This is a genomic window from Methylomonas sp. 2F7, assembly GCF_057126975.1.
This window is the reverse complement of sequence record NZ_CP195203.1, coordinates 4,230,662-4,244,844: the sequence shown is the minus strand read 5'-3', so window position 1 is coordinate 4,244,844 and position 14,183 is coordinate 4,230,662. Positions and strand designations below refer to the sequence as shown.

The 14,183-nt window shown below is 49.9% G+C and carries 17 protein-coding genes; 7 read left to right on the top strand and 10 right to left on the bottom strand.

The window, feature by feature from the left end; genetic code table 11:
- Positions 1-176: 176 nt before the first annotated feature.
- The gene (locus tag ACR64Q_RS19165) at positions 177-512 is read left to right on the top strand and encodes an ASCH domain-containing protein (RefSeq protein WP_313732755.1); all 336 of its coding nucleotides are present in this window, start codon (positions 177-179) and stop codon (positions 510-512) included.
- Here the strand turns inward: ACR64Q_RS19165 and ACR64Q_RS19160 are convergent.
- The 5 genes from ACR64Q_RS19160 to nth all read right to left on the bottom strand — a co-directional run bounded on the left by ACR64Q_RS19160 (position 490) and on the right by nth (position 4,029).
- Complete coding sequence (locus ACR64Q_RS19160; RefSeq protein ID WP_313732753.1) at positions 490-1,248, bottom strand: HvfC family RiPP maturation protein; 759 nt, start codon at positions 1,246-1,248, stop codon at positions 490-492. The two genes, ACR64Q_RS19165 and ACR64Q_RS19160, sit on opposite strands and share 23 nt — an antisense overlap.
- Positions 1,248-2,099 carry an HvfB family MNIO-type RiPP peptide maturase gene (locus tag ACR64Q_RS19155; protein WP_313732752.1) on the bottom strand — a complete coding sequence of 284 codons (852 nt, stop codon included), beginning with the start codon at positions 2,097-2,099 and terminating at the stop codon, positions 1,248-1,250. The genes ACR64Q_RS19160 and ACR64Q_RS19155 overlap by 1 nt, the downstream gene beginning before the upstream one ends.
- Positions 2,100-2,102: 3 nt before the next feature.
- Positions 2,103-2,684 carry a DedA family protein gene (locus ACR64Q_RS19150; protein WP_313732751.1) on the bottom strand — a complete coding sequence of 194 codons (582 nt, stop codon included), beginning with the start codon at positions 2,682-2,684 and terminating at the stop codon, positions 2,103-2,105.
- Between the two features lie 29 nt (positions 2,685-2,713).
- Positions 2,714-3,286, bottom strand: coding sequence for a hypothetical protein (locus tag ACR64Q_RS19145; RefSeq protein ID WP_313732750.1), 573 nt, complete (start codon positions 3,284-3,286; stop codon positions 2,714-2,716).
- Between the two features lie 107 nt (positions 3,287-3,393).
- The gene (nth, locus tag ACR64Q_RS19140; RefSeq protein WP_313735043.1) at positions 3,394-4,029 is read right to left on the bottom strand and encodes an endonuclease III; all 636 of its coding nucleotides are present in this window, start codon (positions 4,027-4,029) and stop codon (positions 3,394-3,396) included.
- 211 nt (positions 4,030-4,240) lie between these two features.
- Between nth and smbP the strand changes: the two genes are divergently transcribed.
- Positions 4,241-4,576, top strand: a complete 336-nt coding sequence (gene smbP / locus ACR64Q_RS19135) for a small metal-binding protein SmbP (RefSeq protein ID WP_020484384.1) — start codon at positions 4,241-4,243, stop codon at positions 4,574-4,576.
- 56 nt (positions 4,577-4,632) lie between these two features.
- Here the strand turns inward: smbP and ACR64Q_RS19130 are convergent, their stop codons facing one another.
- Entirely contained in the window at positions 4,633-5,466 is an 834-nt protein-coding gene (locus ACR64Q_RS19130; protein ID WP_313732749.1) for a thymidylate synthase, read from the bottom strand.
- Between the two features lie 60 nt (positions 5,467-5,526).
- Positions 5,527-5,739, bottom strand: a complete 213-nt coding sequence (locus tag ACR64Q_RS19125) for a hypothetical protein (RefSeq protein WP_313732748.1) — start codon at positions 5,737-5,739, stop codon at positions 5,527-5,529.
- A 229-nt stretch (positions 5,740-5,968) separates the two neighbouring features.
- Between ACR64Q_RS19125 and ACR64Q_RS19120 the strand changes: the two genes are divergently transcribed.
- Positions 5,969-6,811 (top strand): PEP-CTERM sorting domain-containing protein, encoded by an 843-nt coding sequence (locus tag ACR64Q_RS19120; protein ID WP_313732747.1) that lies wholly within the window; start codon positions 5,969-5,971, stop codon positions 6,809-6,811.
- A 334-nt stretch (positions 6,812-7,145) separates the two neighbouring features.
- Here ACR64Q_RS19120 and ACR64Q_RS19115 read toward each other — a convergent pair whose 3' ends face one another.
- On the bottom strand, positions 7,146-7,613 hold the full coding sequence (locus ACR64Q_RS19115; protein WP_269319479.1) for an EAL domain-containing protein: 468 nt from the start codon (positions 7,611-7,613) through the stop codon (positions 7,146-7,148).
- Positions 7,614-7,702: 89 nt separating this feature from the next.
- Between ACR64Q_RS19115 and ACR64Q_RS19110 the strand changes: the two genes are divergently transcribed.
- From ACR64Q_RS19110 to ACR64Q_RS19100, 3 genes are all read left to right on the top strand, one after another.
- The gene (locus tag ACR64Q_RS19110) at positions 7,703-8,293 is read left to right on the top strand and encodes a DUF4124 domain-containing protein (protein WP_026602477.1); all 591 of its coding nucleotides are present in this window, start codon (positions 7,703-7,705) and stop codon (positions 8,291-8,293) included.
- Complete coding sequence (locus tag ACR64Q_RS19105) at positions 8,290-9,123, top strand: SDR family oxidoreductase (RefSeq protein ID WP_313732745.1); 834 nt, start codon at positions 8,290-8,292, stop codon at positions 9,121-9,123. Before ACR64Q_RS19110 ends, ACR64Q_RS19105 begins: the two co-directional genes overlap by 4 nt.
- Before the next feature lie 164 nt (positions 9,124-9,287).
- Complete coding sequence (locus ACR64Q_RS19100) at positions 9,288-9,668, top strand: hypothetical protein (protein WP_020484391.1); 381 nt, start codon at positions 9,288-9,290, stop codon at positions 9,666-9,668.
- Positions 9,669-9,749: 81 nt separating this feature from the next.
- On the opposite strand, the gene ACR64Q_RS19095 is transcribed toward ACR64Q_RS19100, so the two are convergent.
- Entirely contained in the window at positions 9,750-10,571 is an 822-nt protein-coding gene (locus ACR64Q_RS19095; RefSeq protein WP_313732744.1) for a 5'-methylthioadenosine/S-adenosylhomocysteine nucleosidase family protein, read from the bottom strand.
- 109 nt (positions 10,572-10,680) lie between these two features.
- Here ACR64Q_RS19095 and ACR64Q_RS19090 point away from each other — a divergent pair, with 109 nt between their 5' ends.
- On the top strand, positions 10,681-11,118 hold the full coding sequence (locus ACR64Q_RS19090; protein WP_313735041.1) for an Rsd/AlgQ family anti-sigma factor: 438 nt from the start codon (positions 10,681-10,683) through the stop codon (positions 11,116-11,118).
- 37 nt (positions 11,119-11,155) lie between these two features.
- Here the strand turns inward: ACR64Q_RS19090 and ACR64Q_RS19085 are convergent, their stop codons facing one another.
- Complete coding sequence (locus ACR64Q_RS19085) at positions 11,156-13,792, bottom strand: UPF0182 family protein (protein WP_313732743.1); 2,637 nt, start codon at positions 13,790-13,792, stop codon at positions 11,156-11,158.
- Between the last annotated feature and the right edge of the window lie 391 nt (positions 13,793-14,183).

Genomic DNA, 14,183 nt, shown 5'->3' with positions numbered 1-14,183 from the left:
AAAAAGTATAGGCAGGAAAAGTCGGTTTATCTACAAAGCCCCCGTTAAACTGTAGTACTAATCCCACTACTTATATTTAATTTGCGAACTTGCTAACGGATGTCGCTTGCAATGCGTGTTCAAGGCTTTTAAAGTGCCGAGCTGTTTTATCCAGTATTACAAGGACATTCGCTTTCATGACTCAATACCCCGAAAAATCTTGCAGCATCGATCGATTGGTTCGTCACCCGAAATTGGTGGCGGCAACGTTGGCCGGCGAAAAAACCCAGCAACGCCGCGACGGTTTATATGCTTACCCCGGCGAAACCTTTGTATTGGAAGACGTAGTATTTGAAGTAACTAGCGTGGAGCGGCAGAGAATAGGGGATATGAGCGATGCGGATGCCAGGGCGGAAGGTTATCCGAACTTGGCAATGTACAAGGATTTAATACTGAAAATGCACAGCGGCATGGAGTGGAACGAGGACGGACTGGTCTGGGTACACAGCTTTAGGCGTCAACAGCTGGAATAAGAATGCCTTTCTCGGCTAACTCCCGCAGCATTGGCGGGCCGTTGGCCATTAAGGCTTGGCTATCGAGGTGCGGGAATTCCGTGGCAACCGTTTGTAAACAGCTCTCGCCTGTCATCGGTCCTCTATCCTGCAAAATTTGCAGCAGGCGTATCGTCAAACCGGTGGTTTTCAGGAAATGCACATGATCGAGATTGTCGCGGTAAACGATCAAACAAGTGGGTTGCTCCGGCGGCTCTAACGGTAAAAAGCCTGGGCCTATTGCCTGCACCGGATAGCGGTACAGCAGGGGCCAGGCCAAGGGCGATAACGCCATGTTGCGCGGCAATAAGTTCTCCAGAAAATTGCTGTCGCCCAATATCGGTGTGTCCTTGGCAATCGACAAGGCCATTTCCACCCATTCGTAATGCGCCAACTCCAACACAAACGGATAATCGGCCGAATTGTGACGTTCGTTTTGCAGATAGGCTAAAAACTCTTCGGCAATTTCCGAGAAATAGGGCGTTTCGCAGCGATGCCGGGTAAAAAAATCCTGGGTGATTTCCAGCCATTGCGTGTCATCGAGGATAGCTCGTAATACTGGAAAATTACTGGCAATAAAACTATCGATATTATTGAAAAACAACTCCCGATACATCGCCATGCGCCGTGGCTCGACATCTGCCGGCGGTGGATTGTTTTCCGGATCGCGAATATAAGCGGCAAATTGGCCTTGGGTAGCCTGAAAATCGGCAGCCATCAGGCCACCTGTTTTTGCCGGTCAGCCGCATAGTGCTGCTGTATGGCTTGGATGGTGTCTACTTCTTTGCTTAATTCAAGCAAGGAAGGAATGTTGAAATCCCGCTCAAGCAGGGTAGGGAATACGCCGAACAGCTCGTAAGCCTTGCCCAGCAAAGTCCAGACCGGATCGATCACCGGCGCGCCGTGGGTATCGACCAGAAAATCCTCTGCTTCCACATAATGACCGGCAATGTGTGCGTAAGCGATGCGCTCGGCAGGCATGGCCCGCAGAAAGGTCTCGGCATCGTAGCCGTGATTGACGCTGTTAACGTAGATATTGTTGATGTCGATCAGCACATCGCAGTCGGCTTCAGTGACTACCGCGTTGAAAAAATCGATCTCGGCCATTTCCTGTCCCGGCGCGGCGTAATAGGAAATATTTTCGATAGCCATGCGCTGTTCCAGAATATCCTGCACCCTGCGGATACGCGCGGCGACATGCTTAACCGCGTCTTCGGTAAACGGCATCGGCATCAAGTCATACAAGTGCCCGCCGTGACTGCAATAGCTGAGGTGCTCGCTGTAGAACTTGATACCGTGTTCGCGCATGAACAGTTTAAGTTGGCGCACGAACTGTTCGTCGAGCGGATCGCTGCTGCCTATCGACAGAGACAAGCCATGACAGACAAAATTAAAACGTTCGGTCATGGCCCGAAACTGCTTGCCGAACTTGCCGCCTATGGTCATCCAGTTTTCCGGCGCCACTTCGTAAAAATCGACGTTACCGGGCGGTTGCTCGACAATCTCACCCAAAAATGACCGCCTTAAACCCAAGCCGGCACCGTGAACGAGATTGCGAACGCTATCCATGGCTTACTCTTCCGGCGCTTCTGGCGTTTCCGGTTTGTGCGTAGACCGCCAAAATAAGGCCACGCCAATGGCAACCAGTACGCCGAGGATATACATTTCGTATTTTTTGACCTGGCCCATGATGGACTCGGCAAATTCGCCGAAGGTGTAGCCCAGATACCCGACAGCTATCGCCCAAATGCCGGCGCCGAGGAAGTTCAGCAAGAAAAACTTCAAGGGATGAATCTTGCTGGCACCGATCACAAACGGCGTGACGTTACGCACGCCGTAGAGAAAGCGAAACCCCAATATCACCGGTATCTGATGCTTGTGCAGCAAATCGAAAACCTTGTCGGTTTTGCTGTGCCAAAGCGGACGTTTCTCCAGAAAAGCGATACCTTTCCAACGGCCCAGATAGAAAAAAGTCTGGTCGCCGGCAAAGGTACCCAAAAACGCCGTCAGCATCACCCATTCCAATTCCAGATAGCCACCATGCGCCAAAAAGCCGGCGATAACCAAAATGGTTTCGCCTTCCAGATACGTACCGATAAACAAGGCTAGATAGCCGTAATCGATAACCAGCTGCTGTAAATCATTAAAATCCATAGTGTCGGTCTATTGGCGATAAGTCGAAATTAATGGCTGGCCGCTTTTTCGGCATCCATTTTGCCTCCGCAACTGCCTTCCTCGCCTTTCATCATGGCGCCGCAGCTATGTTCGCCGGCTTTTTTGTCGCCACCCATCATGGCGCCGCAGCTGCCTTCTTCGGCTTTTTTAGGCTTGTCTGCACCGTGATCCATGCCGCCCATGCTGCCCATACTCATCATGCCGCCACCAGTCATCATACCCATACCGCAAGCACCTTCTTTACCCTTCATCATCGCCCCGCAAGCGCTCTCCATGCCTTTCTTCATTTTGCCGCCGCTCATCATGCCGCCGCACATGCCTTCACCGCATGAGCCTTCGGTTTTCTTGGCTTCGGCTTTTTTTGCTTCGCCTTTTTTAACGCCGTTGCCGTCCATCGCGTTGGAACCGCAAGCGCCTTGGCTAATTTTGCCGTTGGAATGATTGTCGGCAACTTGCATATAGCCGCTGGACAACTCGGAAACAGCGAATGGGTTGGCATCGGCTTGCACGTTGACAGCCATACCGGACAAAAGCGCACCACCCATCGCGGCGGCCAGCGGAGATTTATTAAATTTTTTCATGCGTTTATCCTCTCGTGTGATTTTTTAATTATATTGCTCCAGCATATAACTGCCGGGGCTTACGACTGACGCGTAATCTTTATGGCTCTACTCTGATTATTGCATATTCAGTCTAAATTCTTTGCCTTAAATTCGCAGACATCGGCGATGCAGCAAGCACCGCAACGCGGCTTCCTGGCCACGCAAATATAGCGACCGTGCAAAATCAATAAATGATGTGCGTCTTTCTTATATTCCTTGGGCACGGTTTTATCCAGCTTCCGCTCGACTTCCAGTACATTTTTGCCCGGCGCCAGACCTATGCGGTTGGCAACCCGGAAAATATGCGTGTCCACGGCAATGGTCGGCTCGCCGAATGCGGTGTTTAAAATCACATTCGCGGTTTTGCGGCCCACTCCGGCCAGCGCCTCCAAGGCTTCCCGTTCTCGCGGCACTTCTCCGCCATGCTGTTCCAGCAGAGTCTGACAAAGTTTTATGACATTTGCCGCCTTGCTGTTGAATAAGCCGATAGTTTTGATGTGCTCCTTTAAACCGTCTTCACCCAAGGCCAGGATCGCCTGCGGGGTATTCGCAACGGGAAACAGCTTGGCAGTCGCCTTGTTGACGCCCTTATCGGTCGCTTGCGCCGACAACACCACCGCCACCAATAATTCGAACGGGGTAGTGAAATTTAGTTCGGTGGTCGGATTGGGCGTGGCTTCTGCCAAGCGCTGGAATATCAACAGGCGTTTTTCGTTATTCATGCTCAAAAATGGATTCAAAGCCAAGCTTTCCAGGATTATCCCGGCTTGCAAGGTAAACATTGGTAGCGTCCTTATTCGCCCGCTAAAGCGATAAGAAAACGAGTAATTTAAATTGCCACATTTATTTTGGAACCAAACTCCCGCGCATCAAGTCACTAGCTAGCATTCAGAACGGGTGCGAAAAATCACAACAATTCAATTCGGGGGAATTATGAAAATATTTACAGCTATTTCTATTAGTGCATTACTGTTCGCTAGCACCGGCGTATTCGCCGAAGAACACGCTGCCGCGGCACTGGAGCACGCAAATCAGGCGGTCACTCACGGTAAAGCCGGCCATAGCCCAATTTTGGTGGAACATGCCGAAGCCGCCTTAACCCATGCCAAAAAAGGCGCCGAAGTCGCCAAGGGCGAATCTAAAACGCATCTCGATGCCGGGGTAAAATCGTTGGAAAGTGCGATTGAGCACGGCAAAATGGGCCATGCCGACGTAGCTACGAAAGCGGCGGAAGAAGCCGTCGGCCATATCAAGGCCGGCAACAAATAGATCCATTCGCGATCAAATAGGTAGAGACGCATAATTCAGCGTCTCTACCTACTTCCCTAAACTGAAACAGCACCGGCGATATGCCGATGCGCTTGATAACCCAGCAACTCGAAGTCGGCAAATTCATAGGAAAATAGCGATTCCGGGCGACGCTTGAATTGCAGTTGCGGCGGCGCCAATGGCTGCCTGCTGAGTTGTAATGCAACTTGCTCGAAATGGTTGCGATAGATATGCGCGTCGCCGAACGACATGATCAACTCTCCCACGTCCAAGTCGCATTGTTGCGCCAGCATATGTGTCAACAACGCCACACTAGCCTGATTGTAAGGCACACCCAAAAAGCAATCGGCACTGCGCTGGGTCATCATGCAGGACAACTTGCCGTTCGCCACATAAAATTGATACAACACATGGCAGGGCGGTAGGGCCATGCGCCCGGCAGCAGCATTCTCGCGCGGGCCTACGGTTTCATCCGGCAAAAATGCCACATTCCAACCGCTGACGATATGCCGGCGCGAATCCGGTTTGTTTTTTAAACCGTCCAGCAAAATCTGCATCTGATCGTAACGCTCGCCATGCGGCCCCAACCAGTTACGCCACTGTGCACCGTATACCGGCCCCAGCTCGCCGTCCGGCGTGGCCCATTCATCCCAAATCGTTACACCGTGATCGTTCAAATATTGGATATTGGTATCGCCGCGCAAAAACCATAGCAATTCGTAAGCAATGGATTTGAAATGCAACTTCTTGGTGGTCAACAGCGGAAAGCCGTTCGCCAAGTTGTAGCGTATCTGCCGACCGAACAAGGAGCGAGTACCGGTACCGGTGCGATCGCTTTTGTCGATGCCGTTAGCCATGATGTCGGCGAGGAGATCCAGGTAGGGTTGCATAGTGCTCTTAGGTCGAAAATTGGCGGGCAGTATAACTTGCCGGCTTGATGAATACGACTGTCACATGGTGGTGTTTAAGCAGCACTGATGGCTGCCACCGAGAAGCTTAGCGGCACGGCAAAACCGCTTGTCGGTAGCCATAAACGTTTCGTGGGCACCGCCAACGGATAAAATGGCGCCGCTGAAAAGCTCGGAGGCAACAACCGAGCGTTGGCGGTTGTTGCCGGGATGCTCATCGACACCATTGAACAAAGTGGCGGTGCCATCAATCAATTCGCTGTAGCATCCAAGCGAAAGTGTTGGTTTTTTTTACACTGGCGACCAAAATCAACGCGGCTTCCGCTGCCGCTCTTCAATAACCCGATTAGTTTTAAACACTTAACCATGAGTGGCGCCAATTTTGCTGGTGGTTTTACGAATAGTCGAAAACCTTTAGGCACTGACTACGCAAACCCTTGAAATCAAACGATAGACCAACAGCGCAGCAACTTCGGAGAACGCCATGCAATTTAAAATTTTATTACCTTCAGCTTTATTGGCACTTTCCGCCATACCGACCGCAAGTTCCGCGCAAGGTGTGAGTTTGGCAGCGGGCTTTACAGACTTCAGCACATGGAGCCTTTATGGCTCGGCAACTGCAATTAACGCAACTCCCGGCAATGGCTTTACCTACAGCAACTTGGAGTTGACCGTACCGGGAACTGGCGGTAGCGCCGGCGCCGGATTTGCTCCGGCCGCGATCACGCTAGACTTCAACCAAGCCTTCAGCTTTGACTTTCATTTCTTTATTCCGGCCAACACCGGTATTCGCGGCGACGGTTTAACTTTCACGTTATCGGATGCACCCGGTATTGGCGGCGGCGGTTCGGATTTGGGCTACGCCGGACTATCAAACAGCCTGGCATTCGCTGTCGATACATTTAATTTCGGCGGCGAACCGGTATCTCCCAGTATTCAGATTCTACAAAATGGCGATGTCAATCCGCTGGCCTACACCGAAACAGGCTTGGGGGATTCAATCAGAGACCCAAACTGGCAATGGCGCGCTACTTTTACCTACACGCCATCGGGTTTGCAGGATGAAACTGGCGATCTGACCGGCACTATTTACCATACAGATTTGGGCACGTTTTCTGTCACCGCTACGTCAGTGGATTTAAGCAACCTGGGTACGGCAGTGGCAGCTGGTCATCAGTTGTATTATGGCTTTACTGCCGGGAACGGTTTAGCCGACGACGGCCATTTTGTCACTTCGGCGACCCCCGTGCCTGTTCCGGCTGCGATATGGTTGTTCGGCACTTCTATCGCCGGGTTGTTTGGGTTCAACCGTCGCCGTTCGGCATAACAGCTTTCGAACTCTTTCCCATTAGCCAAATTGGCGTGATTTTCACGCCAATTTGTTTGGTTGGACTAAATCATTAGGCTAGCAAAAACAAATAGCCGCCATTACGGAAACTCTGAAGAAGTTGATTCCACAGATACCCTAAAGGGCACAAGTGACTTCACAAGCTCTCGGCAACTGCTCCTGCGAACTCCCGCATTCTTGCAGTGGATCACGAACGGAATCAATAACATACCTCGTCTCCATGCCCTGCGGGTACTGAGCCTGTCGCAGGACTAAGCACGTTGGACTCAACAATTCCGCTAAAAGCTCAACCGTTGGCAGATAGAAATATGCCTCAAAGTGTCTCAACCAAAGCCCTGGAACTCCTAAATTCCAGCAATTTGCCATAGGCCATCGGCTTGGCATGCGGATAACCCTGCCCAAATTCGCAAGCCATTTCCCGCAAAATCAATTCTTGCGCGGGCCGTTCGACGCCTCCGGCTATGGTTTTTAGTCCCAGGCTTTTGACCATGGCCGAAATCGCCCGAATAATGGCTTTACTTTCCGCGGCCATATCAGCGTCCGAAACAAGGGATTTGTCGATTTTCAGAAACTCCAATGGCAGACGGCGAAGATTATTCAAAGAAGAATAGCCGGTGCCAAAATCGTTGATCGCGGTCTCAACCCCGTGCGACTTTAATTCCCGCAAACGATCAGAGTTTGAAGCGGCTGGATATTGCCGAAAAGACTGATACACTTCGCCGTCAAGCTCATGCCCGGAAATTAGTAGCCGGCAAAACCACCGCTTTTTTGCGCGATGCAAGACTGGCGCTGAGCAATAGAAAAAATTTATTTACACTGATCGCGAGCTGAGTAATAGTTTTGCCCTAGCGTTTAATCAACAGGAATCCAATGAAAAATCTGTTCTTCGTTTTTGCCCTGTTCCTGTCCGTCGACAGTTGGGCCGGGGTTTTTAAATGCACTGACGCAAGCGGTCACACTAATTATCAATCGTCGCCCTGCACGGTGGAACACAAAGCGGTGCAGATGAATACTAAAACCGGCAGCAGCGTCGATTTAAATGCGCTGGAAAGGCAGCAAGCCGCGGAAGCCGAATTGAAAAAGCAGCAGTCTGCGCAGGAACAAGCCGAGCACCAGGCCAAACTCGACGCCATCGCCAAAAATAAGCAAGATGCCAGAGTTCAGAGTGAAATGACCCAGACGCTAATTAAGCAAAACCCCATGCAATTTTCCGCATTCGCCATCCCACCTTACGACCCGGAAAAACTACCCGCGCAAGTCAAACCCTTCGAAACGCGCCTGCCGGATGTCGAAAAATTCCGAAGGCTGGCCGCACAAAAAGCCTTAGCCAGCGGCGAGTGTCAACGCATCGAAGCCGATGAACTAACCGGGAAAAGCAAACCGGATCAGCTAAATTTTCTGATTAATTGCAGCAGCGGCAAAACCTTTTTGTTCAACGAGGCTGATCTCGTTCAACCATGATTGTCGGCAAAACGCTGTTTATCACCGGCTGCTCTTCCGGCATCGGTTATCACACCGCTCTGTTTTTGAAACAGCGCGGCCATCGGGTGATTTGCTCCGCGCGTAAGCCCGAGGATGTAGAGCGTTTGCGTGGTGAAGGCTTCGAATGTCTGCAACTTGATTTGGCGGATTCTTATAGCATTTGCCAAGCGGTGAGTGAGCTAATCGCACTGACCGACGGCAAGATCGATGCGCTGTTCAACAACGGCGCCTTTGGTCAGCCGGGTGCCGTGGAAGATTTGAGTCGGGATGTGCTGCGGCATCAATTCGAAACCAATCTGTTCGGCACCCACGAATTAACCAACCTGCTATTACCGCTGATGCGCAAACAGGGCCATGGCCGGGTGATCTATAACAGCTCGGTACTAGGGTTCGTGGCGATGAAGTTTCGCGGCGCGTATAACGCCAGCAAATTCGCGTTGGAAGGCTTGGCGGATACCTTGCGCTTGGAATTGCGCGGCACCGGCATTCATATCGTGTTGATCGAACCGGGACCGATAGCAAGCCGTTTCCGGGAAAATGCCTTTGCTTTGTATCAAAAACATGTCGATGCCGAGCATAGTTTTCATAAAGACACCTACAAAGCCATGGAAGTCCGGCTGCAAAAGCCCGGCCCGGCCGCACCGTTTACGTTACCGGCCACCGCAGTCGCGGAAAAAGTGGCGCATGCCTTGGAGTCGAATCGGCCGAAAATTCGCTACCGGGTGACAGTGCCCACACATTTGTTTGCTTGGTTGAAACGGCTGCTGCCCAGCGCATGGCTGGATAAGCTGCTAGTCAGCGTCGAATAAGGCCGCAGCGGCATTTTTCCACCGCCGAAAAAACCATAAAAACCGCTATAAACAGACTAGCAAACAGAATGAACTGTGCTATCATCCCGGCCCAACATGTAGTGGTTAAAGCGGTTGGGTTAGCAGCTATATGTTCTTATAAAAATAACTGTGAGGTTCAATACATGAAAATTTTAAAAAGTGCTGTTATCGCGTTCTCTTTAGCTGCTGCCATGGGTTCTTTCTCTACCGCTGCGGTTGCCGAAGCAGGCAGAACTAGCTACAAACCTATCGATGCAATCAATATGGTTCTGGAGCGTATTGCTACTGCCGAGACTGCGATTAACAATGGCGCTGAAGACGCTGAAGTTGCAGGTCTGATCAAAAAAGCGGCTGATATTTCCGAAGAAATCAATGCCAACGATAAAGTTGCCAGAGATAACTCTAAAGTTAGACAACACCTGAAAGCAGCCATCTCTTCTGCTAAAGCTGCTAATTTGCAAGAATCCAAAGAACATTTGGCTAAAGCGAAAGCAGGCACAGAAGCTTTGAAAAAATTGCTGTAACTCATTACGCGCAGGGTGTCTTGCTTCAGGACACCCTGTTTTTTCACCTCCGCCAAGCTCTCGTCGCCTGATCAGGCAAATCTACAAATAAAACAGTTTTTTCTCTATCTGGCTTTCCAGCCAAACCAACAGCTCTGCAGCGCTTCCAGCGTTCGCCTCACCTGAATCAAACACCGCACCAGCACTTAATACTTGCCAGCGATTCAGCAACGTATTTAATTTGGCCGCATTAGTCGCGGTGAAATGAAACTGACGAAGCACCTGTTTGTATAACTCGGTTCCCGTTGCCGGCAACGCTCCCCTGAGCTTAGTCAGCGCAGAGATCATAGCTTCCACGCTAGCTAAACGCGCCTGCACCCACGCAGCCACCGATTCTTCATTGATATTCTCCAGTGCCGATTCGGCATTATCCGATACCACTTTTAAACAGTGAATCAATTCGCTGGAGCTGAATTTAACGGCTATTTCGTAAAACGCCGCAGCCTCCATATCGCGCAGATTATCGTCGCTATACTCGGCATCGGCCCTGGACAAGCTGATTAGCGGTAGCGTCGGACAAGGTGCATCGAAAGCCAATTGCGGATAAAAACGCCGTTGGGTTTCGGTGTCGGTGATTTTATCGGCCAAAAAACAACTGCCTAGCGCCTGGTGGCGATGCCCGGCTATGCCGAAATTGAGCAGAATAGGTTGAGCAACTTCAGGAAACTGCGCCAGCGTATAAGCCACCGCGCCAGCCATCGCAATTTTGCCCACACCGCTAATCACCACAGCAATGTCAGCGTTACGGTATATTGCGAAGGGTCGTTTTTGCGGCAGTTTTTTTAACCGCCAAGCCTGGATTAACGGCTTGGCCTCACAGGGCAATGCGACAAAGATAAAAGTTGATGGTGCAAAGTCAATCACAGTTTTTAAGAAAAATTCCCTTATATTTTAATCAATTGTTGAATATTCATGATAATTCACATAAATTTAAGGTTCGTCAATTTTCAAGGGGAGACGTGCCGTGACTGAAATGAATTCCGTAGCTAACAACACCAGTTCAAATAACTTGCATCTGGTGACAGCATTGCAGGAAGAACGCTCCGCCGTATGGACTTTGTATTGCCAACTTGCCGAAATGAAACCATTCTCCAGCGAGAACGCGATTAGGCCGATGCTGTCTGAGTTTTCGCAATTGCTGATAGATTACATATCGTTTGGTCACTTCAGCATCTACGAACATCTAATAGCCGAAAAGCAGCATCAAACTTCAGCGCTGTCTCACGCTGAAAAGATATATCCGGCATTCTCCAGCACTACCGCGTCGGCTGTCACTTTCAGCGACACTTACGATGACGGCAGGCGTAAATTTAATACCGAGAATCTGGCGCAGGATTTATCCATGCTTGGCGAACGGCTGGCTGAACGCATGGAGTTGGAAGACCGGCTTTGCTCCATGCTGCTGCATTGATTGGCTGATATTGCCCCTGAGAAGGCAGCTGAATCGCCTATTTGCCTTCGGCTGCCGAAATCCCTGAAACAGATCCGGCTGCGCCCTTAATAAACAAGTCCTTCAATCGACTGAAGGCCGCCTGCAAGGTTTTGTCCATCACCACCTGATTGCCTATCGAAACAATTACCCGCGCCAGCTCAGGCATCTTGGTTTTGGTCGCCAGCATATAAATAGGCTGCACATATAAAATCGAATTACCCATCGTCAATATCACCATCCGGCCTTTTTTAACTTCCGAGCCTTGTTGATTCCATAAGGTAAACTGCGAGGCAATTTCCGGATTTTGATCGATCAGCGCATTGACCTGCGACGGTCCGTTAACCTGCACGGCCTTAGGAAATTTGAAAATAGTGATACCCGGCTTGTAACTGTGGTCGCAACTTTTTTCGTCAACTGTGCCGGCAATCCCAACCATGCTTAAATTGTCCCTATGGATCGGGGTCATCGGATTAATCATCACAAACTCCTCCAAATCGTTGCAACGATCAAAGTCCATCGTAATGAAATAGGGCAATACCGGCTGACCATCCACGGAGGCGAATTGCCAGGTTTCCGCCTGCTCATAAAACAACTCCGGGCTGTTTTGATGATATTTAGCGTAAATTTTCATCTGCATATAGTACAAGTCGCGCGGATAACGCAGGTGCTGCATTAGCTCGTCGGGCATTTCCCGCAAATTTTTGAAAACGCCCGGATACGCGCGGTTATAAGCGTTGATGATCGGATCCTTTGGGTCGGAAATATAGTAATCGACGCTGCCGTCATAGGCATCGACCACAATTTTTACCGAGTTACGGATGTAATTGAACTTGTGCTGGCCGTCCAGATAATCGTCGGCTGCCGGTTTGGAGACCGGGTAATAATTGGATAAGGTATAGGCGTCCTGTATCCAGTAGAAGCGTTCTTTGTTAACGACTAAATACGGATCTTTATCCAGATGTAAAAACGGCGTTAGCGCGGTAATTCGCTCGTCGATATTACGACGCAGCAGTAACTTGCTTTGCGCGGATATGTTTGGCGAGAAAAAGATTTTTTCGTCTTTCAGATAAAACGCGAACAACATTTTTCTGAACAGCGACGGAATCGGTATGCCGGAGATACCCTGATAATCCAGCGATTCCCCTGGCGCGGTGCTGGAAATGTCGGTGACAGCCAAATTGTTTGGCACGATCGCGTAGCGATATTTCTCCAAGCCGTAATAAATGTCGGGATATTTCACGGAAAATCCGACATCCGAGGTCATGTTCAAATCGCGCAAGTACCAAACGATAGGAATGCCGGCATCCTGAGCAGCCGGCGATATGACCGCGCCGTACCCATGGGTGTAGCGCAAATGGGTGTTTTCCCAGTTTTGCGCCTCTTTGGGTAGTTTGTCGATGTTGACTTCACGGGCCGCCAAATTGACCTGTTGATGATGTCCGTTAATGAAATATCGGTCTTCATCGACAGTCGGAAAGCCATAATAAGGCCGAATTCCTTGTAGCTGCATATAGCTGTCGATCAGAAATTCGCGATCCCATACCGGAATATTTTCGAAATGCTTTTTGGTCGACCAGGCTTCTATATCTTTGGTGGCGTCCAGATTGACCTGAAAATCGACGGTTTTAATATTGTTTAAATCGAATGCCGCCATGGTGGCATCAATGTTATGCCGAATCGAATCACCTTCGGTGCGGGTAAAATTAGGCTTGACGATAAATTTTTCAATCAACTCCGGTATGGTATGGGAGCCTTGCAAGCCCCAAACTGCCAAAAACCCTAAGGAGGCAACGATTACCGGGGTTTTGCTACGATGTCTCTCCGACAAGGCGTAAAAAACTACCGATATGGCAATCGCCAAAAAGAACAGGACTTCAAGCCAAATCATCGGCAACTTGTAACGCAATTCGACAAAACCGGGGCCAAAAAACACCGGCTCATTACCCGCCGAATATAACAAGGCGAAGCGTTCCAGCAAAAAGCCCCAAATCACAAATAACACTACAAATGCAAATAGCATCGTCAAATGGATCTTCGCTCCCAGTGGAAATTCCTTGCTTTGATTGGGTACAAACACATGCTCCATCCAGTACAGCACACCGGTCGCCAAGAACACAATAACCGCCGTGGTTAGCAACTCCTTCTGAATCAGCATGTAAATCGGATAGGAAAACATGTAGAAGCTGACATCGTTGCCGTATACCGGATCGACGATACCCGATGCGCTACCGAAGAAAAACAGCAGCGCCTGCTCCCATTGCAAATAGAACGGTACAGCAATAACTACGGCAAGTAGCAATGAAATGGGGGTATAGACTCGGGCCGAACCGCTCATGAACACATCGGCAAAGCGTTGAAAACGCCGACGCTTGGAATCGTCCATCAATATTTCATCGGGTGGGTTCAGGCCCAGGTAGCGAGAGGCAATCCAGAAGTGGAACAGGAAAACAGCAAAGAAAAATGCAGTAACCGCACCGGAAAAAATAAATCGGTAGAGTAATTTCAACCAAAAGTAAGCTTCGAATTCCAGCGAACGGAACCACCATAAATCCACGAAAAAATCGAGAAACACGAAGTAGAACGCGACGTATAGCACAATAGCAGCCGCCAGGGTTGCTAAAGTGATCGCCGGCAACAGTTTCCAGTTACGCATAATTTCCTCTTTACTTAGATATCCGAGCGCCTACTTGCGGAACATGGCGCCAACCAATGGCCGACAATGTCCCCTTAACATCAATGGCTGAGCATTCTAACACCCAAATCCCGATTGTGATTGTCCGGCATATTGCCTGATTGTTGACTGGATTGCCGAGTTGTTTGCCGCGGGGAAAAGAGGCGCGATCAAACCGATATCAAAAAGTTGATTGTCTCGGTCAAATGACAGGAAGCGGGAGATGTGCCAAATGAGAGCAACGGCAGTAGGTCGCCAATTTTTGCCGGATTTTAGGGCGCAGGATGGTGAACAATTCGACATGATCATAACAATACAGCCTTGTTTTGTATCACCGTCACAGCTTAAGACATCATGCGGCTTTCATGTAGGC